Annotated in this window: 21 protein-coding genes and 1 pseudogene; 16 read left to right on the top strand and 6 right to left on the bottom strand. The window is 60.6% G+C overall.

What is annotated here, in order from left to right; all coding sequences use genetic code 11:
- Positions 1–20: 20 nt before the first annotated feature.
- Together ABH924_RS09130 and mgrA are read left to right on the top strand one after the other, a co-directional pair.
- Positions 21–449: a hypothetical protein gene (locus tag ABH924_RS09130; protein ID WP_234753554.1), complete on the top strand. Its 429-nt coding sequence runs from the start codon at positions 21–23 to the stop codon at positions 447–449.
- Between the two features lie 4 nt (positions 450–453).
- Positions 454–1,500, top strand: coding sequence for an L-glyceraldehyde 3-phosphate reductase (gene mgrA / locus ABH924_RS09125; RefSeq protein WP_404498174.1), 1,047 nt, complete (start codon positions 454–456; stop codon positions 1,498–1,500).
- A gap of 673 nt (positions 1,501–2,173) precedes the next feature.
- Here mgrA and ABH924_RS09120 read toward each other — a convergent pair.
- Positions 2,174–3,190, bottom strand: coding sequence for a LacI family DNA-binding transcriptional regulator (locus tag ABH924_RS09120; RefSeq protein ID WP_234753550.1), 1,017 nt, complete (start codon positions 3,188–3,190; stop codon positions 2,174–2,176).
- A gap of 296 nt (positions 3,191–3,486) precedes the next feature.
- Between ABH924_RS09120 and ABH924_RS09115 the strand changes: the two genes are divergently transcribed.
- The 8 genes and pseudogenes from ABH924_RS09115 (at position 3,487) to ABH924_RS09080 (ending at position 12,093) form a co-directional block, all read left to right on the top strand.
- A complete protein-coding gene (locus tag ABH924_RS09115; protein WP_404498172.1) occupies positions 3,487–4,731 on the top strand; it encodes an ABC transporter substrate-binding protein in 1,245 nt (414 codons plus the stop codon).
- 3 nt (positions 4,732–4,734) lie between these two features.
- The gene (locus ABH924_RS09110) at positions 4,735–5,553 is read left to right on the top strand and encodes an ABC transporter ATP-binding protein (RefSeq protein ID WP_234753545.1); all 819 of its coding nucleotides are present in this window, start codon (positions 4,735–4,737) and stop codon (positions 5,551–5,553) included.
- 31 nt (positions 5,554–5,584) lie between these two features.
- Positions 5,585–7,204, top strand: coding sequence for an ABC transporter permease (locus tag ABH924_RS09105; protein ID WP_404498170.1), 1,620 nt, complete (start codon positions 5,585–5,587; stop codon positions 7,202–7,204).
- A gap of 120 nt (positions 7,205–7,324) precedes the next feature.
- A complete protein-coding gene (locus ABH924_RS09100; RefSeq protein WP_404498168.1) occupies positions 7,325–8,170 on the top strand; it encodes a hypothetical protein in 846 nt (281 codons plus the stop codon).
- 46 nt (positions 8,171–8,216) lie between these two features.
- Positions 8,217–9,647, top strand: a complete 1,431-nt coding sequence (locus ABH924_RS09095) for a dihydroorotase family protein (protein WP_404498166.1) — start codon at positions 8,217–8,219, stop codon at positions 9,645–9,647.
- Positions 9,648–9,806: 159 nt separating this feature from the next.
- Complete coding sequence (locus ABH924_RS09090; protein WP_404498164.1) at positions 9,807–10,760, top strand: 2-hydroxyacid dehydrogenase; 954 nt, start codon at positions 9,807–9,809, stop codon at positions 10,758–10,760.
- A gap of 31 nt (positions 10,761–10,791) precedes the next feature.
- Positions 10,792–10,941, top strand: a pseudogene (locus ABH924_RS09085) (hydroxypyruvate isomerase); the annotation flags it as partial.
- Between the two features lie 255 nt (positions 10,942–11,196).
- On the top strand, positions 11,197–12,093 hold the full coding sequence (locus ABH924_RS09080; RefSeq protein WP_404498162.1) for a 2-hydroxy-3-oxopropionate reductase: 897 nt from the start codon (positions 11,197–11,199) through the stop codon (positions 12,091–12,093).
- 88 nt (positions 12,094–12,181) lie between these two features.
- Here ABH924_RS09080 and ABH924_RS09075 read toward each other — a convergent pair whose 3' ends face one another.
- The 5 genes from ABH924_RS09075 to ABH924_RS09055 form a co-directional block, all read right to left on the bottom strand.
- On the bottom strand, positions 12,182–13,552 hold the full coding sequence (locus ABH924_RS09075) for an alpha-L-fucosidase (RefSeq protein WP_404498160.1): 1,371 nt from the start codon (positions 13,550–13,552) through the stop codon (positions 12,182–12,184).
- A gap of 72 nt (positions 13,553–13,624) precedes the next feature.
- Positions 13,625–14,503 (bottom strand): carbohydrate ABC transporter permease, encoded by an 879-nt coding sequence (locus ABH924_RS09070; protein ID WP_404498158.1) that lies wholly within the window; start codon positions 14,501–14,503, stop codon positions 13,625–13,627.
- Positions 14,493–15,434: a carbohydrate ABC transporter permease gene (locus ABH924_RS09065; protein ID WP_404498156.1), complete on the bottom strand. Its 942-nt coding sequence runs from the start codon at positions 15,432–15,434 to the stop codon at positions 14,493–14,495. The genes ABH924_RS09070 and ABH924_RS09065 overlap by 11 nt, the downstream gene beginning before the upstream one ends.
- Before the next feature lie 81 nt (positions 15,435–15,515).
- Positions 15,516–16,775 (bottom strand): ABC transporter substrate-binding protein, encoded by a 1,260-nt coding sequence (locus ABH924_RS09060; protein ID WP_404498154.1) that lies wholly within the window; start codon positions 16,773–16,775, stop codon positions 15,516–15,518.
- A gap of 286 nt (positions 16,776–17,061) precedes the next feature.
- A complete protein-coding gene (locus tag ABH924_RS09055; protein WP_404498152.1) occupies positions 17,062–17,799 on the bottom strand; it encodes a FadR/GntR family transcriptional regulator in 738 nt (245 codons plus the stop codon).
- Positions 17,800–17,996: 197 nt separating this feature from the next.
- Between ABH924_RS09055 and ABH924_RS09050 the strand changes: the two genes are divergently transcribed.
- The 6 genes from ABH924_RS09050 to ABH924_RS09025 are packed head-to-tail and all read left to right on the top strand — an operon-like array spanning position 17,997 to position 23,371.
- Positions 17,997–19,382, top strand: a complete 1,386-nt coding sequence (locus tag ABH924_RS09050) for an L-fuconate dehydratase (RefSeq protein WP_404498150.1) — start codon at positions 17,997–17,999, stop codon at positions 19,380–19,382.
- Positions 19,379–19,804: an RbsD/FucU family protein gene (locus ABH924_RS09045; protein ID WP_234753521.1), complete on the top strand. Its 426-nt coding sequence runs from the start codon at positions 19,379–19,381 to the stop codon at positions 19,802–19,804. Before ABH924_RS09050 ends, ABH924_RS09045 begins: the two co-directional genes overlap by 4 nt.
- 8 nt (positions 19,805–19,812) lie before the next feature.
- Positions 19,813–20,676, top strand: a complete 864-nt coding sequence (locus tag ABH924_RS09040) for an amidohydrolase family protein (protein ID WP_404498148.1) — start codon at positions 19,813–19,815, stop codon at positions 20,674–20,676.
- 14 nt (positions 20,677–20,690) lie between these two features.
- The gene (locus ABH924_RS09035) at positions 20,691–21,656 is read left to right on the top strand and encodes an aldo/keto reductase (protein WP_404498146.1); all 966 of its coding nucleotides are present in this window, start codon (positions 20,691–20,693) and stop codon (positions 21,654–21,656) included.
- 37 nt (positions 21,657–21,693) lie between these two features.
- A complete protein-coding gene (locus ABH924_RS09030; RefSeq protein WP_404498144.1) occupies positions 21,694–22,635 on the top strand; it encodes an NAD-dependent epimerase/dehydratase family protein in 942 nt (313 codons plus the stop codon).
- Positions 22,625–23,371, top strand: coding sequence for an SDR family NAD(P)-dependent oxidoreductase (locus tag ABH924_RS09025; protein WP_404498142.1), 747 nt, complete (start codon positions 22,625–22,627; stop codon positions 23,369–23,371). Before ABH924_RS09030 ends, ABH924_RS09025 begins: the two co-directional genes overlap by 11 nt.
- The last annotated feature ends 44 nt before the right edge of the window (positions 23,372–23,415 follow it).

The raw sequence follows: 23,415 nt of genomic DNA, 5'->3' as shown, positions 1-23,415 counted from the left end.
CAATTCTAGGAACCAAAAAGATGTTCATATCTGGCACGAGCGACGTCGCCGCCGTCGCGGGCGGTTCGGTCAGCACCGTTTCGAACGCCCCGAACAGCACCCGGAAAGTCAAAATCGAAACCCGAGGGCCCGGCGATTCGGGGGAACTTCACGTCCGGGTATTTGGCGGGATCGAGGTCCTAGGCTCCTCGCTGCTGGTGCAGCTCCTGGTGGGCAATTACGTTGGCCTCATCAGCCGTGGCCACATGATTGCCAAGGGCTGGATGGATATGGTCTCGGCAGATGGGACTACAGCTTGGGTCTGGCTGGACGGGGGCCGCGGTCGTCGGATGGTACACGCTGGAGACGGGATCGGTCTCATGGTTCTCAAGGAGGCCCCCGCCGTTGCCTGCGCCCGCAAAACGACAAACAAGAACCGCAAGCGCAAGACAACAACCGAAGGAAACTGAACCCTTGATCTACATTCCTGCGCAGGACCGTTATGATTCCATGCCATACCGAAGGGTTGGCCGAAGCGGGCTGAAGCTTCCAGCGGTCTCACTGGGCCTCTGGCACAACTTTGGGGACGACAAACCCTTCGAAACGCAACGGGCCATCCTTCGCCGCGCCTTCGAGCTCGGCGTCACACACTTCGACCTCGCCAATAACTACGGTCCGCCCAGCGGCAGTGCCGAGACCAATTTTGGCCGGCACCTCAGGGACGACTTCAAGCCGTACCGCGACGAGCTCGTCATCTCCACCAAAGCGGGATACCCCATGTGGCCCGGCCCGTACGGGGAATGGGGATCCAGGAAATACCTCCTCTCGAGCCTTGACCAGTCCCTGGAACGCATGGGCCTGGACTACGTGGATATCTTCTACAGCCACCGACCGGACCCGAACACTCCCCTTGAGGAGACAATGGGAGCGCTCGACACCGCGGTCCGCTCGGGCAGGGCGCTGTACGCGGGCATTTCCTCCTACTCCCCGGACAAGACGCTCGAGGCAGCTGCCATCCTTCGGGACCTTGGCACACCGTTGCTGATCCACCAGCCCTCGTACTCAATGCTCAACCGTTGGACCGAACAGGGCGAGCCCAACTTGTTCCAGACCCTTGAGCAGGTGGGCGCAGGCGCCATCGCGTTCTCGCCCCTCGCACAGGGTTTGCTGACCACGCGGTACCTACACGGCGTCCCGGAGGACTCCCGCGCTGCCGCAGGCAAGTCGCTAGTGGACACGCAGCTCTCTGAGGAGAACCTCACCCGGATCCGGGGCCTCAACGAGATCGCGACGCAGCGTGGGCAGACCCTCGCCCAGATGGCCATATCCTGGGTGCTGCGCCCACAAAACAGGGGAATACCGATCACATCGGCCCTGATCGGTGCCAGCAGCGTCCGGCAACTCGAAGACAACCTGGCGGCAACCTCAGGTCCGGATTTCACCAGCGATGAGCTCGAAAGGATCGACGAATTCGCCGTCGAGTCCGACATCAACCTCTGGGCCAAGGCACTCCAGGCATAGACCATAGAGGTGCGTTGAGATCAGGACCCCTCTGGAGCCAGCGGCGCCAGCATCGACGGTTGAGTTTGTGCCAACCCAGACCACCCCACCCGGGTGGGCAACAACTGTCCCGGAAAGTCCACCCGCCAAGGCAGTAGCCAACCACACCAAGGCTGGAGCGAAACTGAGGTCAGTCCTTGACGTGGTGGTCGGGCTCCCCCAACCCGGGACGCATCTGGCCCCCGACGGACCGAAAATGCCTGCGTCTTCGCACTTGTCCCAAAAGATTGCGGGGCAATGCGGCGCACGAGTTCAATGCACGTTACATGACAAGAAGAGGATTATGGACTATTCGCTGATGATGGCTTGCACACTCATCAACACAATGAAGGACGAGGGCCGCAGCGCGTTGCCAGACGCGCCTGCTGTAGTGGAAAGACGCGCCGGGTACGCACGCAAAAGACCGGCTCGTCTGCGGGGTTGGCTGGCGACCGCCCTACACCAAGTCGCGTGGGAGATTGAGCCTGAACCGCCGGCTGGAACTTGGCCACGGAACTAAGGCAGCGCTGCCGTTGGCACAGACGTCGGGTCGGATGGACCTGTCAGTCATTGACCGCCACCTGCACGTACTCCACCAGCAATTCGGGCTGTGCGTTCAAGCAGCCAGGAAAGATGCTGCAGCACAAGGGTTCTCCTAAGCACAGCCGCAACTGTGGCGGATGATCAGCTCCACAGGGAGCATCTCGCTCTGGAGTTCCATCGCTTCGCCCGGCTTCGCCCGGAGAAGCAGGTCAACGGCGAGGGAGCCCGCACGAGCGATCGGCTGCTGCACGGTCGTTAACCCCGGGGATATGATGCCTGCCTCGCGGATCCCGTCGAACGAAACCAAGGCGACGTCCTCCGGGACTCGGACCCCAGCCTCCGCTGCCGCATGCAGTATTCCGATTGCCTGCTCGTCACTGTGCACGAACATGGCTCGCGGCCGTTTCCGGGTTGCCAAGAGCATCTTGGCAACCCGGAAAGCGTCATAGCGATCAAAATTGCTTTGGACATTCAGCTGGCCGTCCGGTTCGATTCCCCGCGCAATCAGGGCCTGCTCCCAGCCTTCTTGGCGTTCTCTGACGGCCGACAGCCCGAGGGGACCGCTGAAGCTCGCCACTTCGGTGTGCCCGTGGTCGAGTAGGTGCGTCGTGCCGGCAAAAGCGCCCGCTCTATTGTCGACAATGATTGAGGTGCCCCAGATTTCGCTGGCCGATCGGTCCAGGAAGATGAGAGGCGTCTTGTTGCCCTTCAGCGCTGCCACTGTTGCGGGAAGAAATGCTTCGTTCGTCACCGAGCTGCCCGCGAAGATAATCCCCTTGACCTGCTGCTCGATAAAAGTGCGCAGATGCTTGGCCTGTCGCTCATCGTTCTGCATTGCGTTACCAAGAAGAAGGCTGTATCCGCGTTCGAGCGCGGATGTCTCGACGGCTTGGGCAACTTCGCCGCAGTAGGGGTTCGTGATGTCGGCAGCGATGAGGCCGAGGGTCGTGCTTGTCGCAGAGCGCAGTGACCGCGCTACCGCGTTCGGGCGATAGCCCAGTCTCTCCACGGCATCCAAAACGCGCTTCCGTGTTGCCTCGGAAACCTTTCGCGGCCCGTTGTTGACCACATAGCTAACAACCGCTGTGGACGTACCGGCCTCTCGCGCGACCTCCTCCTGGGTGATCATCCGTTACTCCTATCGTGTATTCCGCGAACTCGCATCAAACTCGCGCCCGCCTTTATGGACCCAAGCCTAGAGCACGGCGCGGCCGACCGCTTGTTACGAGTTTAAGCATGAATTGTTGCGGCCGTGTTAACTTTCCGGCGTTGACTGTAAAGCCGGGGCTGATCGTATTGACACGTCTCGGAGTTCGCTCCTATCGTAAATCTAAACGTATAGATCCCCGGCCCGTGGCGGTTGGCAGTTCCGGTTCGCCGGCTGTCGTAAACGGGAACCCGAGGGCCGCGAACAGCTCCCCACAATTGGCTGATGCGCTGCCAATCCCCACGCGTAATAACCCCATCGCTGAAATGTTCGTCATGAACATCAATTGTCGATTTTCTCCTAGACAAAATTCCACCCGGTTTTCCGATGAAAAGGATAGTTCCGTGATTAATACCAATGATGCGTCCGTCGCCTCTAGTGCGGAGGCCACTCTTATGTCAGCATTGCCGTCACCTGCCATGTCCCGACGACACCTGTTGCGAGGGGTGGGGGCGGGGGCGCTGGCGGTTGCTGGCGGGTCGCTGTTAGCCGCCTGTGGAGCGGCGACGACTTCATCCAGCACCGTTTCTTCCGGCGCGGCCAGCGGGACAGTGGGTCTGCAGTTGGTATTCATCAAGAACGTCCAGTTCGCCGGTAGTTACTTTGCCGACCAGAACGGATACTGGAAGAACCTGGGCCTGAACGTCAACCTGATGGCCGGTGGACCCAACCTGACGGTGGAGCCGGTTGTCCAATCGGGCAAGGCGCTGGTGGGGATAACCCACACGGCGCAGGCCGTGAAAGCCATCATCAACGGCGCTGACCTGCAGATCATCGGCGCCGGTTTCCAGAAGAACCCCTTCGTGTTGATCTCCCGCGCGGCTGCGCCTATCAAGACGCCGCAGGATCTGGCCGGTAAGAAGATCGGGGTACAGGCCCTGGACCTCCCGGTTTTTACGGCCTTCCTCACGGCCAACAAAATCGACAAATCCACCTTCACGATCGTCCCGCTGCAGTCCGACCCCACACCGCTGGTGACCGGCGAACTCGACGGCATCATGGGCTTCTACAGCAACGAGCCCAATTTCCTGCGCATCAAGGGGGTCGAACCCTACAACCTGCTGTTTGACAGCTTCAACTACCCCCTCATGGAGGAGGCCTACATCGTGAAGAAGTCGAATCTGCAGGACCCCGCGAAGCGGGCGCAGATCGTGGCGCTGATGCAGGGCGAATCGAAGGGCTGGCTGGATGCTGTTGCCAGCGTGGACAAGGCGGCCGACCTGGCCGTCAACAACTACGGCAAGGACCTCAAGCTCGATACGAGCCAGCAGGTGTTGGCGATGAAGTCGGAAGTTGATCTCGTCGTCACGGCCGACACGAAGGCGCACGGGCTCTTCTGGATGACCGACACACTTATCAACGGCACGGTCAACTCGCTAAAGCTCGGCGGCGTCGAGGCGACGAAGGACATGTTCACCCTTGACGTCCTGAATGACGTATACAAAGGAAAGGCCACGGTCTGACCCATGGGCACTACACCCGGAAATGAGGGCGTCAGCATTCGCGACGTCTCCAAGAAGTTCGCCGTTCGTGGCAAGGAGGTCCTGGCGCTCTCGGGAGTGAATCTGGAGGTCCCGCTCGGAGGATTCCTGTCGCTGCTGGGCCCGAGCGGTTGCGGCAAGTCCACCATGCTGCGCATCTTGGCGGACTTGGACGAACCGACCAAGGGCCAGGTCCTTGTTCACGGCGAAGCTCCCTCGGTCGCCCGGAAGAACCACCATCTCGGGATCGCTTTCCAGGATGCCGCGCTATTGCCATGGCGCACCGTGGAGGAAAACATCAAGCTTCCCCTCGAGGCGGCCGGCCGAAAGCTGGCCGAAAATGACCTGCGGGATATTATCTCTCTCGTCGGCCTGACCGGCTTTGAGAAGGCAAAGCCGGCACAGTTGTCCGGCGGAATGCGCCAGCGCGTCGCAATCGCCAGGGCGCTCATTCACGAGCCCCAGGTCCTCCTGTTGGATGAGCCCTTCGGTGCCTTGGACGAAATGACCAGGCAAAGGCTGAACCTTGAGTTGCTCCGGGTCTGGACGGCACGCCGGACCACGACGGTACTGGTCACGCACTCGATTGCTGAGGCTGTCTTCCTTTCCGACTCTGTAGCCGTAATGGCACCACGTCCCGGTCACGTCGTCGAGAAGATTGACATAGACCTGCCAAGGCCCCGTACCCCGGAGATGCTGCGCTCACCCGAGTTCCATAAAATCGCCGACCGGCTGAGTGGACTCCTTTTCACGGGAGAGTCCAGCCCGCGCGGGGACCGGCATGCCGCCAAAGTCAACGCCTGATGCCGTCAGTGCTCTTACCGAAAGGAACCTCGTGGCAGCATCCAGTGCTGTAGGCACGTCCGCGCCGGCGCCCGAGCGCCAGCCCCCTGCGTCCAGACTAAAGAGCCGCTTTAGAAGCTGGCTGCCGCCGATGGCGGGGCTCGCCGCGCTGCTCGTGGGTTGGGAACTCATCGCGCGAACCATCGCGGCGGGTAAGCACATCGTGCCGACCGTACCGGACGTAGTTGGCACCATGGTCGCCGACGGCTTCTACTTTGACGGTGTGACGACCACCCTTGGGGAAGCAGGCCGCGGATTCTTTTGGGGAAACCTGGCGGCGCTGGGTGTTGCCGCCATTTGCCTGCTCTTGCCTCGCTTGAAGAACATCTTGACGCGGCTGGCAATGGCCACCTATTCCACCCCTACCATTGCCATCGCGCCGCTGTTGATCGTGCTGTCTTCCCCGGACGGGGCGAAGGTCAGCATGGCGGGGCTGTCAGTGTTCTTTCCGACATTGCTCGGGGCACTGGTGGGCCTGGAAGGCGGCCCCAAGTCAGCCTTGGAATTCGTGCACGTCTCTGGTGGATCCCGGGCATTTGCTCTGGCACGTGTACGCGTTCGTGCGGCGGTGCCCGAAATAGCCGCCGCGCTCAGCCTAGCTGCACCTGCCGCGGTGGTTGGCGCCATGATCGGAGAGTATCTCGGCGGGGACCAGGGACTCGGCGTGGTCATGGTGCAGGCTCAGCAGTCACTGAACGAGGCGCGGGCCTGGGCGGTAGCGGTCGAAGCGACAGCACTTTCCACCGTGGCTTACCTTTTGATCGGCGCAATTGCCCGCCGCCTGGCGTACACCGCCACGTCGACAGAATTCGGCATCTCCGCTACGGTCCGGTCGAAGGGCACCAAACAGGTGACTTTGGCTATCGGGCGCACAATTGCTTCCCTGGTGGCGGTGATTCTTCTGTGGTTCGCACTGGTGCGCGGGTCAGGCCTCGACCCCTACCTCGCCAAGACTCCAGACCAAGTATGGACGTACCTCACCGCCGGCCCAGATGCGGCGGCTAATCGAGACCTGATCTTCTCCGGGCTGGCAAAGACACTGAGCGACGCCTCCGTCGGCTATGTTGCCGGCACCATCGCAGCGCTCATTGCGGCAGTCATCTTCCTCAACTCTTCACTGGTCGAGGGCATGTTCCTGCCAGTGGTCATGACCATCCGTGCCGTACCGCTTGTGGCAATGACTCCGATCATTGCCCTCGTCTTCGGGCGCGGCGTCCTGACGATCGCAGTGCTCGCCGGCGCAGTCACCTTCGTGCCGACCCTGGTGATCGTTTTGGCGGCGTTACGCGCTGTTCCGAAACCTGCAACCGAGTTGATGCACGTATATGCCGTCGGGTGGGTTCGCTCGCTCTTCAGCGTCCGCTTGGCCTACGCCATTCCAGCCCTGGCCGCAAGCGCCCGGGTGGCGATTCCGGGCTCCATTCTTGGCGCCGTCCTCGTAGAGATCCTGGCAACAGGCGATGGGATTGGCTACACGGTCGCGACCAGCATTGGAAATTCCGAATATGTGGCCCTGTGGACTGCATTGGCGGTCCTGAGCGGGGTTACGGCAGTGCTGTACATGTTGCTGTCGCGCATCGAGTCGGCGCTCCTGACACGTATCACCCAGTAATCAAGGCTCTTGAAACGTGGATGCATGTCGATGGCATGGGCAACAGCTGAGGGACCGCGGCCGTCCGCGCCGGCAGCATCCGCCGAATTATTGTCACGGTCCAGGACGGAAAGGATTCAAATGAACAGGCATTCCGAGGCGGTCCGCGAGGACGATCTTGAAGAGGGGCGCTGGAAACACCCAACCCCAGTCACCGCTGAACTCGCGTCCACTTGGGTTGACAAGGGTCGGCGTCTCTCGATCCCGCTGCTTGAACTGGCCGGGCCGGTCGCGGACCCGGCGACCGTTATTCCCCAAGTTGTCGAAAAGGAAAGTGAGCGGCTGTACGGGAACTTCATGCTCGCTTGGCTCGATAACAGTAGCGACCCACGGGTAGTGAACCACCTTCCCGACGCAGCGTTTTTTCTGCAATTGCTGGACCTCACCTATGGGCCTGTCTTCGAGTTGCGTCCCGAGCTCCGGAGCCTCTTGAGTGGTACGAGTCGGCCCGAAATGTCTTTGACCAACGACGTTCTCCAGATTCAGCTGCGCACGGTCCAAGGGAACTACAGCATGATCCGGCACCACGCCCTCATGTTGTTCTACGCGGCCCTGTGGCTTGATGAGCCCGAACGGTCCGGATGGTTGGACTTATACGACCAATTGGTGACCCACGTTGACGGACGCCCGGAAGGGCGACCGAGCCTGGAACAGATCGGCAACACGGAAAGCGGCGCCTTTGAGGATTTCGCGGCGCTCTCAGGGCGAACATTGACGGATCCGGAGGCTCGGCAGCTGTTGAACGATCCTGAAGCATTGCAACGGATCGTGGACTACCAGTTGTATGCCGCTGTGGCGATTGGCCTGCTGTGGCGAGAGTATCGCGCCCTCCCCGAGGAACTGCAGGAAGGATGGCACCGTGAGCAGCTGTCCAGAGGCTACGTCAGCCCGGATTATCTGGAGGACAACTGGCTGAACAAAAAGTGATCCTTCACCGCCCAGCAAACTAAGACCTCGAAAGAGAGAACAGAGCATGACCGAACTACAGCTCATCATCAAAAATGCACGGCTTAACACGGACGACCAGGAACTGTACAACATCGGAGTCCGGGACGGGGTCATCGTCGCCCTCACTGGCCAGGCGGAGGACCTCGGCACCGCCGCCGAGACGCTCGATGCGGCAGGCCGTTGGGTGATACCAGGTGCTATCGACACCCACTCTCACATAAACCAGAGAGCCCCCGAATACAATGATCTGCCGGGTTTCGGCCCTGACGACAACTTCGCGGTGGAATCCAAGGGAGCACTGGCGGGTGGGTGCACCACAGCCTTGAACTACGCGCAATTCGGACTGGGCTCAATGCTGGAGGCGTACCGTGAGGGTCTCCGCGCCGCCGGTCAGCAGAGCATGATGAACGTCCTCTTCCATGGCTACGTCATGAACATGGAACAGGTGGCTGAGATCCCCCAGGCGGTCGCCGAAGGTATCACAACATTCAAATTGTTCATGCCCTATCGCGGCGAAGAGGCAGCAGCCCTGGGCGGCATCGGCAGCCTCAACCACGCCCAAATGAGAATAGCCTTCCGGGAGATCGCTCGACACGGGGTGCAGGCGCTGGTGCACGCCGAGGACGGTGACATCGTTGATCACTGCATGCAACATGAGATTTCGGCAGGAATGACCTCGCTGGCCTCATGGGAACGGTCCCGGCCAACCGAGGCCGAAGGCGACGCCGCGTGGACCGCCCTCTACCTGGCCGAAAAGGCCAACTGTCCGGTCACGATTGTTCACGTCTCGAGCCTCGAGGCGATCCGCGCTCGACGGGCTGCGGGCTATAGCGACGCCGCACTCGAGTCCTGCGTGCACTACATGCTCCTGACAACCAGCTCCGGCATTGGCCCGGAGGGCAAGGTAGCCCCACCGCTGCGCGACCCCGAACTGGCAGCTGCAATCACGGACGCCGTGATGAACGGCGAGATCGACTTCTTTGGTTCGGACCATAATGTCTGGCCTAGTGCCGCGAAAACCGACTGGGTGACTGCCCGTCCGGGATTGCCGGGAATCGCCTTGATGCTTCCGCTACTGCTCACTCACCTTGTTTACGAGCACGGAATGGGCATGGAGCGCGCTATCGAGCTCACGTCTACGAATGCGGCCCGCCGATTCAACCTACCAAATAAGGGCCATGTCTCGATTGGCGCTGACGCGGACCTGGTAATTCTCGACGAGGGTGAGCGGGTGGTACGGGCGAATGAACTGCACTCAGCCGTGGACTACTCGCCCTACGACGGATACGTCCTCAAGACCTGGCCCTCCGCCACGGTTGTTGGCGGAACAGTGGTATTCAGGGATGGCGTTTTCCCCAACGAAGATTTCCGCGGAGAAATCATCAACGACCGCTTCCGGAGAGATGCGGCTGGCGTCCAAGAGGCCGACGCCGATTTAGTCGAGAGCATTAGTTAATCGAGTCATTGAGAAAGTGCTCTGAGCTGCAGAAATTGAGGTTGCCAAAGCCATGATTCCAGTGGCAAGGAGCACTTTCTCAGGGTCGATTCTGTTCTGGCTATTCGCCAATCCATTCCGTTCCACCGGCTGACCGCCGTCTCCCGAAAGTATTCGTAGATGACAAATGATTCGCAGATCAGTACCGTTACATTCCCTGACAGGGAACTGCTGGCGGCTTTGGAACCATTGCCGGTGGGGGTGCGGGGAGCGGTGTGGGACCTTCGCAGTGCGCCGATCGGAGTTGACCTCGACGACGTCGATGCGGTCGTTTTGCCGTATATCAATGCCTCTGAGGTGCTTGGGGAACTAGGCCGTGTACCCCATCTCAAACTCGTCCAGACGCAATCTACCGGCTATGACGGTGTACGCGAGGCAGTGGGCGAGACAGTTGCCGTAGCATCGGCCAGCGGAGTCCACGCCGCTGCAACGGCCGAATTGGCGATCGGGCTCATCCTGGCGTCGCTTCGTGGCATCGACGCGGCAGTGCGCGACCAACAAGAGGGTGCCTGGCGGCCGCAGCGCCATCTCTCGCTTGCGGACCGTAAAATCCTGCTCGTTGGTGTCGGCGGAATCGGCAAAGAAATTGCCCGCCGTCTGCAGCCCTTCGAGGTTGAACTGACCCGGGTCGGCAGTTCCGCCCGGGACGACGCCGACGGCCACATTCACGGCGCGCAGGAACTCGTTGCGTTGGCTGCCACGGCGGACGTCATGGTTGTGATCACTCCGCTAACCGGGCAGACCCACCATATGATCAACACCCACGTCCTAGCCGCGCTGCCGGCAGGCGCTCTCGTTGTCAACGTTGCGCGCGGAGCCGTCGTCGACTCCGACGCCCTGACGGCGGAAGTGCTGAAGGGCAGACTCAAGTGTGCCATCGATGTCTTCGATCCCGAGCCGATACCGGCCGATCATCCCTTGTGGACTGCCGAAAACGCCTTGATCACCCCGCACATTGGCGGAAACACTTCGGCGTTCTACCCGAGAGTGGTCAAGCTCCTCAAGAAGCAGATGGAGGCGTTCGCGCGGGGGAAGGTCCCGGACAACCTGGTACAACGCGGACCTTTCGCGTAATGCCGGCGATGTCAAAGCGAAGGAAACCACGATGACGTACACAGTGAACTGCAGCATCCTATGGCCGGACCTGCCGCTGCTGGAGCGTCCGGCTGCGGCGAAGGCGGCCGGCTTCGACGCCGTCGAGTTCTGGTGGCCGTTTGAATCTTCGGTCCCGGAAGACTCCGACGCGGCAAAGTACCCGTTGCTCAAGGCCGCCCACGTCCTGGACATCATCGCCAAGGTGCGCGCAACAGGCGCGGAGAACCCGGCACGGGAAACCTGACTCTGGATGCATGGACCGGCCGGAGCATCGAACTCGGTTATACCAGGTATATCGGCCTCGAATACAAAGCCACCACTGCGGAACCGTTCGGCTGGCTGCGCGAAGCCAAGCCAATCCGGTCTGCGCACATTCGTACGTACTAGCAAACGCTTCAGGAAATGGACACGAAAAATGAATGCTGTTCCCCGGAAAGTCGCCGCAATCGGGCTGGGAATCATGGGTCTGCCCATGGCCGTCAACCTGCTCAAGGCCGGTCATCCAGTCACGGGATTCAACCGCAGCCAGGGCAAGATCGACCAGTTGGTCAGTGCCGGGGGCGTGGGGGCCTCCGGCACCGCCGAAGCCGTCAAGGACGCCGACGTCATCATCACGATGGTGCCGGACTCCCCGGACATCGAGGCGGTCGTCAGCGGCCCGGACGGCGTCTTTGCCAACGCCCGAAAGGGTGCCTACTGGGTTGACTGCAGCACCATCCGACCGGATGTCAGCGTCCAGTTGGCCGCGGCGGCGCGGAAAGCCGGCATCAAGGCTCTGGATGCCCCTGTTTCCGGCGGCGAGACAGGCGCCATCGAGGGCAATCTCTCCATCATGGTCGGCGGCGAAACCGCCGATGTCGAAGCCGTTCGGCCGGTCCTTGAGGCCATCGGCAGCACCGTGGTTCACGTCGGTCCGTCCGGTTCCGGGCAGACCGTGAAGGCGACCAACCAGCTCATCGTTGCGGGCACCATTGAGCTGCTGGCCGAGGCGCTGGTCTTCCTTGAGGCACACTCGGTGGACACTCAGGCCGCCATCAAGGTTCTCGCCGGCGGTCTGGCCGGCAGCCGGGTCCTGGACCGCAAGGCCGCCTCGATGATCGCCCGCAAGTTCGAGCCGGGCTTCCGCGTGGATCTGCATCACAAGGACCTGGGCATTGTCACCGCCGCCGCCCGCGAGGCCGGCGTCGCCATCCCGCTGGGTGCCATGGCGGCGCACTTGATGGGGGCGGTGCGCGCCCAGGGGCACGGCTCCTTGGACCATTCAGCGCTAATGCTCCTCGTCGAGCGACTTTCCGGCCGCTCCGCTAGTTGAACACTCGGCGAAATGCAGAAAAGTGCCGCTCCAGAATCAATCCTGGAGCGGCACTTCGTTGGCGAGGTTGCGGGAAATCAGTGGACTTCTATGTCCGTGGAATCCGGATGACGGCCGGACCCACGCGATCGGCCAAGAGCTGCACATGAAGCTTGCCGCCGTCATAGGTGATGGTAGCGCCACAGCCTTCAACGGTGGCACCTTCCAAGCGCACCCCAGTGGGTGCCAAATCGGTCGCCGTCGTGCTTTCATCGAGGGAATCGACGAAGGCCACGATTTCGGTTCCGCGGTCAATCCACCGGATCCAGGGTTCGTCCGTGGGCACCGCAACGGCGGAATCCAAGGGAGTGGCTCCAACCAGATACTGTTTTCCGGCGGCCATCCAGGCACCCAGCTCCGTGAGGGACTGACGTTGGATTGCCGGGATGGTGCCATCCGCCTTCGGCCCCACATTGAGCAGGAAGCGTCCGCCGCGCGAAACAACGTCGACCAGCTGGCGGGCAAGCTGTTTGCCGGTCAGCGACTGTTCCGTTCCTTCAACCTGGTTGTACCCGAACGAGAAGCCTATGCCCCGGCAGTTCTCCCACGCGTCAAACGACTCTGCATCCTTGTGGGCTTCATATTCGCTGGTGCCGTAGTCCTGGTGCGTGGTACTGCCCCACCGGTCGTTGACTACGCCCGTCGGACAAGCGGCATAAAACTCTTTGAACAGTGTGCCCAGACCGCCCGGTCCAAAGTGCTTTCCGGCGTCGGGCCATTCGATGTCATTCCAGAGGATTTCTGGCCGGTACCGCTCAATCAGGTCGGCCACGTGGTCGTAGGCGTATTGGGCATACCCGGGGTCCCTGGGCCGGTCGGTGTCGTGGACGCTGTCCGAGCTCATGTGCGGCGGGAAGGGGCGGACATGCCAGTCCAGTCCTCCGGAGTAGTAGAGGCCCAAGTGCATGCCCTGTTCTTTGACAGCGCCGGCAATGGCGCCAATCAGGTCCTGCTTCGGGCCGCGGTGCACCACGTTGCGTCCGTTCGTTCCCGGCGCATCCCACAGGCCGATGCCATCATGGTGTTTGGTGGTTGGTATTACGTAGTCGGCGCCGGCTTCCTTGAACAACTCGGCCCAGCTGGCGGGGTCAAAATTTTCGGCGTGCCACTGGTCGAGCAACTCGTCGTAGGGAACGCCGCCATGTACTTCCTGATGGTGCTTCTGTGCCGGGCTTCCGTCGATTCGGATGGTGTTCATGTACCACTCGGCGTAGGCATTGTGCGTGAACCACTCGCGTGGGTCCTTTACGGTTCCGAGAGCTCCAATGGGTTCGGCCCAAGCCGGGACTGAGTAGGCTCCCCAGTGGATGAAGATGCCGAAGGGTGCGTTGCGGAACCATTCGGGCAGCTCCCTTTTTAGCTGTGCCCATTCTTCCGGGGCAGCTGGCTGGGTTTCTGTGGACGTGCTGGGCTGAGACATCAGACTCCGATTCGTTGTTGTTGAGACAGTGTGACAATTTTCTTTACGTCTTGGGGGCGGATCCGGGTGGGTTCAGCGGCCTCCCAAGCCGCCCATGCTGATGCCCTTCACGAGTTGTTTCTGTAGGACGATGACGACGACCAGGCTAGGCAGCACGGCCAGTGTGGACGCTGCCATGAGGGGGCCCCAGTCGGTTCCCCGTTCGCCGGAGAACATTGACAGGCCGAGCGGGATAGTGCCCTGGGTGTTGTCATTAATCACAATCAGGGGCCACAGGAAACTGCCCCAGTAGTCAATGAAACTGAAGACTCCGACGACGGCGAGCGGGGCCTGCACTAGTGGCAGGATGATGCTCCATAGGATGCGGAAGGAACCTGCGCCGTCGATGCGGGCGGCTTCCTCGTAGTCCAGTGGCAGGGTCAGCAGGAATTGGCGGATCAGGAAGGCCCCGAAGGCGCCGAAGGCGAACGGCACGATCAAGGCAACCAGTGAGTTCACCAGGCCCAGCTTGTTCATCATGATGTACAGGGGGATCACGAGTACCTCATGAGGCAGTACGAGAGTGCCCAGGAATAGCAGGAAAAGCCTGTCCCGAAAGCGGAACCGGAACCGTGCGAAGGCATAAGCCGAGAGCAGTGAAACGGTCGTGGTCAGCAGGGCCCCGGCCAGAGCCACAATGAAGCTGTTCACGATGATCCGGCCGAAGGGGATGACCGTCCATGCCGTGTTGTAGTTCGACCATGCCAGGTGTGATCCCAGGAAATTGGCACCGGTGGAAAAGACTTCCTCGGTGGATTTCAAGGATGTTGCCAGCATCCAGATGAACGGGAAAATGAATCCCAGGCCGACGACGATCATCGCCGTTCGGCTGATGATCCGCCCTCTGCGGCCTCGGCTACGATCGCGCTTTCCTGTCTGGGGGTCGGTTCGTGTCAGGGTGTCAGTTGTCATAGTTGACCCACCTCTTTTGCTGGGAAAATTGCAGGGCCGTGATCAGCATGACGATCACGAACAGGATCCAGGCCAGCGACGAGGCATAGCCCATCTTGTCGAAGGAGAAACCGTTGCGGTACAGATAGAGCACGATGGTGTTCGTCGACTCCCCCGGGCCACCAAGGGTAAGCAGGTACGGCTGGGTGAAGACCTTGAAGGAGCCGATGATCGTCATGACGGTGCAGAAGAATAGCGTCGGTGACAGCATGGGAAAGACAATCCGGTAGAAACGCTGCCATGGCCCTGCACCATCAATCGTCGCGGCTTCGAGCAGGCCGGGAGAGATGTTACTCAACCCCGCTCCCAGGACGAAGATGTTGTAGCCGATCCCCTGCCATAGCGACATAGCGATCAGGGACGCCATGGCAAGGTTGCTGTCACTGAGCCAGGACGGTCCGTGTATGCCGACTCCTGCCAGTCCCGAGTTCACAACACCGTTGTCACTGAGCATCAACCGCCAAACCAACGCATTGGCCGTCATCGGCGTAACAACCGGAATGAAGAACAACACCCTGAAGAAAGGCCCCCATTTGCCAATGTGATGCAACCAGGTGGCAAGTCCGAGGGAAATTCCGAGGTTTAGGACCGTGTAGCAGACAGCAAAGACGAGCGTGTTTCCCAGCACGGTCCAAAAGACCGGATCCGAACTGAAAAGCGAGGCGTAGTTGTCAAAACCCACAAACTCCGGGTCCCCGAACAGGGGCCACTTGTACAAGCTGATACCCAACGACGCGACCAACGGGATGATGATGAAAATGAGGAATCCGAGCATTCCCGGGGCGAGATACAGAGCTGCCAGCCGGCCCTGTGCGCGGCCTTGGATTCGTTCGGGCGCAGCGGCTGGTGCTGCGGGCATGGCTTCGCTGTTTACTTCAGGCAGAACAATCATGAAATGGACCTAACGCATCATGGATGGACCAGGGGGGTTGACTCTGCCGGCCCGCGGTAACCCGTAGGGCCGGCATGTCACCTATTTCGCGGAACTCGCAACGCTATTCAGGATGGTTTCGGCGGATTTCGTGCCGCGGAATCCCTCAACCGAGTACTGGGTGAACAGGGTTTCGACCTGGTTCCAGTTCTTCGTTGTCTGCAGCGGCTTGCCGTTCTTGAGTAGTGTTTCGATCGTGGAAACATCCGCGGCGGGTTTTGTTCCGGCCCAAGCCTTCATCGCAGCCTGAAGCGTGGGTACGTTTCCGTGGCCTGCACCCACGGCCCCGATAACGTCGGCGGTGGTGATCTTCATAATGTTCGCGAAAGCGGCTTCCTTATCCTGGCAAGAGGCAGCAATGCCGAAGCCTGAACCTTGGATCATGGAAATCGGGTTCCCGGAGGTGGACGGAATAACGGCAACTCCGACCGTGCCCTTGGTTTTGGTAGTGAATGTCTGGTACATCCAGGGGCCGCCGAAGGTCATTGCCGCTTGACCGCTCATGAACTGCTGCTGCGAGACGTCCACAACGTCGGACGCCTGCGGGGCTTGCGCAACGTGTTCCTTGTTGACCAGGTCGAAGGTGAACTGCACGTCTTTGACGAAGTCGGGGTTGGTGATATCCAGATTGCCGTCCTTGACGGGGTAGTGTCCGTCCGCGAATGCCAAGGCCGGAGCCGGGCCGTTAACAAACTGCGGCGGGAGAGAGAGTCCGTAAACGCCGTTCTTGGTCAGTGCCTTCGCATCGGAGATGAACTGCGCCCGGGTGTAGTTCTCCGTCGGATACTTCAGCCCGGCAGCCTGGAACAGGTCCTTGTTGTAGTAGAGAACAAAAGGCGCTGCATCGTAAGGTATCGCCCGGAGTTTACCGTCGACGGTCATGCCCTGAATCATCGCCTGGTTGTACTTGGAGGGGTCGATATTGTTCTTCTTCGCCAAGTCATCCAGGGGCGCCAGCAGGTCTTTTAGCTCCTGTGCCCGGGCCCCCTGGGTGGTAATGATGCAGGGCGCGCCAGGGCTGGCCTCACGGGTTTTGACCTTGGTCCAGTAGTCAGGGAAGCTGGGTCCTTCAAGGGTGAGGTTGAAGCCGGGATCGGTCTTCTTCGCTGCGTCAATGAATGACTGCCATTGTGAGCGGTCATTTTCGTTAGAAATCCATGTATACATGGCCGAGGCGGCAGAACTTGCTCCGGGGCCGCTGGCTGCAGCTCCGCTTGAGCCACAGCCAGCCAGGGTGAGAGCCGCAACAGCCGAGAAGGCGATAGCGCTGACAATGCGGCCAGCGGGGAGGTTTCGCGACACTGGGAAAACCTTTCAGTAGAAAACAGAGAAGGGTCGTCGCACAGCGCTGCATTCGAAAACGTCTTCAGCAAACATCTTCTGCGTTGCGTGACGGGGGTCTCATCAGAATGCAATGCACATTATGGGAAGTCAAGGTTGTTTTGCGATATTCATCAGATCTTTGTTGATTAAGTAGGCCGAGAAGAGGCATCTCAGCGGGTTAATCCGAAGCAGTGGGCATATACATCTGATGTATCATCAGGATTCAGCTGGGCGCGGCTCCCCCGGTCGCGGTCGTGCCGCCCGTTCAGATTTCAGGCGCCTCAGCATCGGCCAGGGCGCCAGGCGGGATGTCCCGCACATAGTCTTCAACGGCATACAGATGGCTTGCCATGCGGACTCGGGCGCGTTCGGGATCGTGCAGCCGCAGGGCGCCGAGTATTTCCAGATGTTCCCGGTGGGTGTCCCTCAGGCCGGGTTTGTCGTGGGTGGAGCGCCACATTCGTCCGCGGAGAGTCCGCCCCGACAACGCCTCGATCAGAGCCGACAGGACCCGGTTTCCCGAGGCCTCGGCGATGAGACGGTGGAACTCCATATCGGCTTTCAGGGCCGTCTCGTGGTCCGTTGGATCCGCATTGATCGCGGAATCGGCCACCATGAGAACAGCTTCGGCCCGTTCCAGATCCTCCTGCGAGATCCTCCGCGCAGCGGCACCGGCAGCCTCCGTCTCCAGGGACCGTCGGACGGCGTGGACCTCTCCCGCCTGTTCACCTTCCTGCAGACTGACCCAGAACTCCATGGCGGACAGGAGTTCCGCGGGCTCCAGCTGAGTGACGAAAGTACCCGCCCCCTGCCGGGTTTCAATTATTCCCATAGTCGACAGGGCGCGGATGCCCTCACGCAGCGAGCCGCGGGAGACTTCCAGTGAAGCAGCCAGGTCCTTCTCAATCGGTAGCCGCTCGCCGGGAACCAGCCGCCCGCTCGAAAGCATCTCCTTGATCCTGCTGATGACCACCTCGGTCTGGGACATCGCTGCAGTTGTCATCTCGGTGAACTCACTTCCTGGAGGCGTTACGTTTCAGTAAACCGGGGATTCCAGATAATCATCGGATGTATCTGTAGACATTGCATCCTGTTCCTGTATATTTCTCATACAAGTCCAATATTCATCCGATCTATCCGTTCTGTACAGGATCAAGGCTACAAGACTGTGGTCGCCAAGACTGCGATCTAAGGGGAACCATGACAACCATTACCGGATTCGACGTTTACGACGTTAGATTCCCCACCTCATCGTCCGCCGACGGCTCCGATGCAATGAACAAGGATGCCGACTATTCGGCCGCCTACATTGTGCTGCACACGGACGACCCGGACACCTTCGGGTGCGGGTTCACCTTCACTATTGGTCGAGGTAATGATATCTGTGCGGCAGCCATCGAGCAGCGGGCACTGCCGCTGCTAGGACGCGAAGCCGCGCAGCTCTGTGATACTCCCGGTACGACATACCGGATGTTGAAACAGGATTCCCAGCTCCGCTGGCTGGGCCCGGACAAGGGCGTGGAACATCTGGCTCTGGGCGCGGTCATGAACGCGGTCTGGGACATGGCGGCGCGAAGGGCCGGATTACCGCTGTGGAAACTCCTTGCCGGAATGACGCCGGAACAGTTGGTGGACGCAGCAGATCTCAGCTACCTGTCCGATGTCCTGACCCGCGATGAAGCCATTGACATGCTGGCCAAACTGGAGCTGACCAAGCAAGAACGCATCGACCAGCTGGAGTGGACCGGATATCCCTGCTACACAACGTCCGCCGGCTGGCTTGGCTATTCTGACGATAAGCTCCGACGGTTGTGCCAGGAGGCCGTCGATGAAGGCTACCGGCACATCAAACTGAAAGTCGGTGCCAATCTCGAGGACGACATTCGCCGACTTGGGATCGCCCGGGAAGTTATTGGTCCCGACGCCAACCTCATGATCGACGCCAACCAGGTTTGGGACGTCCCGGAAGCGATCGCCTGGGTCCGCGAACTGGCCCAGTTCAAACCGTTGTGGATCGAAGAACCCACCAGTCCCGACGATATTCTTGGGCACGCGACGGTCCGGGATGCGGTCGCTCCGGTCGGAGTTGCCACCGGAGAACACGGAATGAACCGGGTGCTCTTCAAGCAGCTCTTTCAAGCCAACGCCATCGATTACTGTCAGCTGGATGCGTGCCGGCTGGCCAGCGTAAATGAAATTCTCGCTGTGCAGCTAATGGCTGCCAAGTTCGGGATTCCGGTCAACCCGCACGCAGGCGGGGTTGGATTGTGCGAACTTGTACAGCATTTGTCCGTTTTTGACTTCATTGCGGTGTCCGGCGATCTGGCGGGTCGGGTCACCGAATTCGTCGACCACCTCCACGAACACTTCACTGACCCGTGCCTGGTCTCCGACGGAGCGTACGTCCTACCCTCCAAACCCGGCTATTCGGCACAAATGTTCCAGGCTTCACTGGACCGTTTTGCCTACCCGAACGGCTCGTTCTGGGCCGCTACGCCCAGGGGATCAGCGGAACGGAGCAGACGAGCGAGGCGCGTAACCGAGGGAATCGCCTTCGCCTCGGTTAGATCCGGGGAAATATCGTGATCAACTACGAACTCATTCATCCGACCCTCCTGGAGGCCCTGGCGCAATCGGGTCATGGGACACAGATTCTCATCGCGGATGGAAACTACCCCCACAACACTGGCGGGCCGACCGGCGCCGTTCGTGTACCGCTGAACCTCCGGCCCGGGCTCCTGAGCGTGGACCAGATCCTCGAAGTGCTTGTTACAGCCATACCCATCGAGGCTGCGGCGGTGATGAGCCCGCCGGACGGCAACGATCCCCCGGCAGTTCGTGGCTACAGGGAACTTCTCGGCCCCTCGGTGCCCGTGACATCCTATCCCCGGTTCGATTTCTATGACGCCGCCCGTAGTCCGAGCGTGGCCGTCATTGTCGCCAGCGGGGACATCCGGCAGTACGCAAACCTGCTCCTGACTATCGGTGTGAAAACAAGTGCAGGATGAGGATCGCGATGAACATTGTTGATTCCCATCTGCACTTTTGGGATCCATCGGTACTGGACTACCCCTGGTTGGAGAGCGCGCCAAGACTTAATAAGGCGTACGTGCCTACCGACCTGGACACCGGGAGCGTGGGTGTCGGCCGGATCGTTTTTGTAGAAGGTGACTGCTCACCCCGGCAGAGCATCGCGGAAGTTGACTGGGTCAGCGGAATGGCCGACGTCGTGCCTCGGCTCGGCGGCATCGTTGCTTTTGCGCCCGTTGAATCCGGCCTCAGGCTCGCCACGCACCTCGGGTCGCTGCGGCAACGGCCGCTTGTGAAGGGTGTGCGCAGGCTCTTTCAACAAGAGTCGCCGTCGTTCATTACCGATCAGGCTACGGTCGCAGGTGGACGGGCGGTGGCCGAATCAGGGCTGACCTTTGACGCCTGTGTTCGGCACGATCAGCTGCCGGCTTTGGCAGCCTTCGCCCGAGTTCTTCCGGAGTTGCGGATCGTCCTCGATCACATGGGTAAACCGCCTATTTCTTCCGGCGAACTTTCGCCCTGGCGTGCCAATCTCAAGCGGCTGGGCGCATTACCCAATGTCTTCCTTAAGCTCTCCGGTGCCGCCCCGGAAGCCGATCCGGACAGGGACCTCCGCAGTCAGGTCATGCCGTTCCTAGGGACGGCACTTGAGACCTTCGGGGCAGAGAGATGCATGTTCGGCAGCGATTGGCCCGTCTCCCGCGCCGCCCGGTCCTCGGATAACGGCCCTGACAGCTACGGCGAATGGGCCGACATCGTCCTGAATCAGGCTCTCGAAGGCGCCACAGCGGCAGAACTGGCCGCCGTCGCACACGACACGGCCACAAAGTTTTACCAACTCGATCAGTGAAAGAGAGCGACGAAGTGAGTACGCGTACCATTGCGGGAACGAGCGTTGAGATACCAACTCTGGGCTTCGGCGCAGCCCCCATCGGAAACCTTTACCGGGAGGTCTCCCATCGGGAAGCCGTCGATGCGGTAGTCGCTGCGTGGGACCGAGGCATCCGCTACTTTGACACCGCGCCTCATTATGGGCTCGGACTTTCCGAACGCCGAGTGGGCGAAGCGCTGGGAGGGCGTCCCCGGAACGAATACATCCTTTCAACCAAAGTGGGCCGATTGCTGCGCCCGAACCCGGCACCGACAGGGCGTGACACTGATGGCTTCGACGTGCCCGATGATTTGACCCGGGTCCGGGACTACTCCCGCGATGGCGTGATGCGCTCGATTGAAGAGAGCCTGGACCGTCTGGATACCGATCGGATCGATATCGTCTACATCCATGACCCGGACGACTACTGGGCTGAAGCCCTCGACGGTGCCGTTCCCGCACTGGCCTCGCTCCGGGACCAAGGCGTAATCGGCGCGTACGGCGTTGGTATGAACCAGGTCGAAATGCTGCACCGGTTCGTTATGGAGAGCGACATCAATGTCATCATGCTCGCCGGACGATACACCTTGCTGGAGCAAGGCGCCGCCGCTGAGCTTATCCCCGCCTGTATCGAACGGCACGTAAGTATCGTCAACGTCGGCGTCTTCAACTCGGGTTTGCTCTCCAAGAACAGAGTCTCACCCGATGCCACCTTCAACTATGAGCGGGCGCCGGAGGATCTCGTTGGCCGGGCGACTGAGCTGGCCGAAATCTGTGAGGCCCACGGTACAACGCTACCCGCCGCTGCCATCGCCTTCTCTTTCCAGAATCCAGCGGTCACCAGTGTTGTCCTGGGCATGCGCACCCCCGAACAGGTGAAACGGAACCTGGACCTCACGGAGGTTCCTGTACCGGGCGCCCTCTGGGACGAGCTGCGCCATCGCGGCCTCATCCTCTGATTCGTGGTCTCGACTTGTTTCAAAAGGAGGATATTTCGTGAGCACAGTGCTTGTCACCGGGGCGACAGGGTTTATCGGATCCAGGCTCGTCCGTCAGCTACGTGAAAATCATGACGTTATCGCCTTTGCCAGGGGGGAAGTCACAGAAGCTTCCGTGAGCCTTCGCGGCGACTTTTCCGTTGCCGAGGATCTCGCTCAGCTCGATGGATACGACATCGACGCCGTTGTGCACCTGGCGGGCGTTACGGGGGGCAGCTCAGAGGAAGACGCCTTCCGTGTCAATGTGGCCGGGTCCCGCCGGTTTTTCCGGTACGCCATCGACCGCGGGATAAATCACTTCGTGGTGGCAAGTTCCATCGCCGCCGCTGGTTGTCTCTCGGATGAATTCCTTCCCTCGGACCTGCCCATCCCGGATGACCATCCTGGCCGTGCCTTTGATGCGTATGGTCTCTCGAAGTCCCTGATGGAGTCCACCATCAGGTATTTCGGACGAACTGACCCCGGCCTCGAGTTCACGGTTTTCCGCATCGGTGCCGTGCTGCCGGAGGAGGCGGAACCTGCAAAACCGGAGGCCCTGCAGACAATGAACTGGCCGTTTTGCCAGATGGGGACCATCGCCGCATCCGATGTTGTCGATGCCATTGCCCTGGCAGCCACGCACCCCATCGGCCCCGGAGTGCGGCAAATGAACCTCGTCGCACCGTTGGCCGGAGCCCCCATCCCAACAGCCGAAGCCCTGCGCGCTGTGCTCGGCGCCAAAGCCGATGTCTTGGATCTTTCGTTCTATGAAAGCCCCGGCAACTCCGATGGCCCGTTGTACGCCGTCGACCGGCTTTACCAACTTTATGGTTTCCGCCCACGGGTCAACGTGCGGACAATGCGCAACTTTGCCCACGACCAGTATCCATTTCTTCCCCAGCAAGGAGCACAAGCCGATGAAGTTAGCCCGTATTGGAAAGGAGCAGCAAATGGAATTTGAAGGACTTAAGGCAATAGTTACCGGCGGGGCGTCTGGTATCGGCGCCGCAACGGTGGAATACCTGCAGGACCGTGCGTGTAAAGTCGCAGTTCTGGACTTGAACCCCGAAGGTGCCCCAAGAGGATCTGTGGGGATTCACTGCGACATATCGAACACTGAGTCAGTCAATGCCGCCGTGGACCACGCGGCACAGCACCTGGGCGGTATCGACATCGTGATTAACAACGCCGGAATCGGGGCTCAGGGCGATATAACAGCCAACGACGACACAGAATGGGCGCGAGTACTGAACACCAACGTTGTTGGAATCGCGCGCGTGACGCGAGCTGCCTTGCCGCACCTGCGGGAGTCCCGGAATGCCGCGATCGTCAACACGTCTTCCATCGCTGCCACGGCGGGGTTGCAACAGCGGGCGTTGTACTCCGCATGCAAGGGCGCCGTGCACTCACTCACCTTGGCGATGGCGGCAGACCACGTCGGGGAAGGTATCAGGGTGAACTGCGTCAGTCCCGGCACTGCCGACACCCCGTGGGTCGCCCGGCTGCTTGACTCCGCGCCTGACGCGCAAGCGGAGCGTGCCGCGCTGAATGCCCGTCAGCCTCACGGACGGCTGGTCGCGGCAACGGAAGTAGCCGCAGCAATCGGATACCTCGCAAGCCCGCTCAACGGTTCCGCGGTCGGCGTCTCGCTTGCTGTCGACGGCGGGATGGGCGGCCTGCGGCTGCGTTCAAAGTAATCCGAGCCCGCATGATTATTTCTTTCAGGCACGCCGCTTCCGCA

Source organism: Arthrobacter sp. GAS37 (assembly GCF_044908325.1).
Taxonomy (GTDB): Bacteria; Actinomycetota; Actinomycetes; order Actinomycetales; family Micrococcaceae; genus Arthrobacter; species Arthrobacter ramosus.
This window is presented reverse-complemented; position numbering and strand designations above follow the sequence as displayed.

Excerpts from the sequence above, each read along its gene's own strand:
- ABH924_RS09040 (WP_404498148.1), top strand. The coding sequence starts at position 19,813 with ATGAACATTGTTGATTCCCATCTGCACTTTTGGGATCCATCGGTACTG.
- ABH924_RS09080 (WP_404498162.1), top strand. The coding sequence starts at position 11,197 with ATGAATGCTGTTCCCCGGAAAGTCGCCGCAATCGGGCTGGGAATCATG.
- ABH924_RS09050 (WP_404498150.1), top strand. The coding sequence starts at position 17,997 with ATGACAACCATTACCGGATTCGACGTTTACGACGTTAGATTCCCCACC.
- ABH924_RS09100 (WP_404498168.1), top strand. The coding sequence starts at position 7,325 with ATGAACAGGCATTCCGAGGCGGTCCGCGAGGACGATCTTGAAGAGGGG.
- ABH924_RS09095 (WP_404498166.1), top strand. The coding sequence starts at position 8,217 with ATGACCGAACTACAGCTCATCATCAAAAATGCACGGCTTAACACGGAC.
- ABH924_RS09110 (WP_234753545.1), top strand. The coding sequence starts at position 4,735 with ATGGGCACTACACCCGGAAATGAGGGCGTCAGCATTCGCGACGTCTCC.
- ABH924_RS09070 (WP_404498158.1), bottom strand. The coding sequence starts at position 14,503 with ATGACAACTGACACCCTGACACGAACCGACCCCCAGACAGGAAAGCGC.
- ABH924_RS09025 (WP_404498142.1), top strand. The coding sequence starts at position 22,625 with ATGGAATTTGAAGGACTTAAGGCAATAGTTACCGGCGGGGCGTCTGGT.
- ABH924_RS09075 (WP_404498160.1), bottom strand. The coding sequence starts at position 13,552 with ATGTCTCAGCCCAGCACGTCCACAGAAACCCAGCCAGCTGCCCCGGAA.
- ABH924_RS09065 (WP_404498156.1), bottom strand. The coding sequence starts at position 15,434 with ATGATTGTTCTGCCTGAAGTAAACAGCGAAGCCATGCCCGCAGCACCA.
- ABH924_RS09055 (WP_404498152.1), bottom strand. The coding sequence starts at position 17,799 with ATGACAACTGCAGCGATGTCCCAGACCGAGGTGGTCATCAGCAGGATC.
- ABH924_RS09120 (WP_234753550.1), bottom strand. The coding sequence starts at position 3,190 with ATGATCACCCAGGAGGAGGTCGCGCGAGAGGCCGGTACGTCCACAGCG.
- ABH924_RS09130 (WP_234753554.1), top strand. The coding sequence starts at position 21 with ATGTTCATATCTGGCACGAGCGACGTCGCCGCCGTCGCGGGCGGTTCG.
- ABH924_RS09090 (WP_404498164.1), top strand. The coding sequence starts at position 9,807 with ATGACAAATGATTCGCAGATCAGTACCGTTACATTCCCTGACAGGGAA.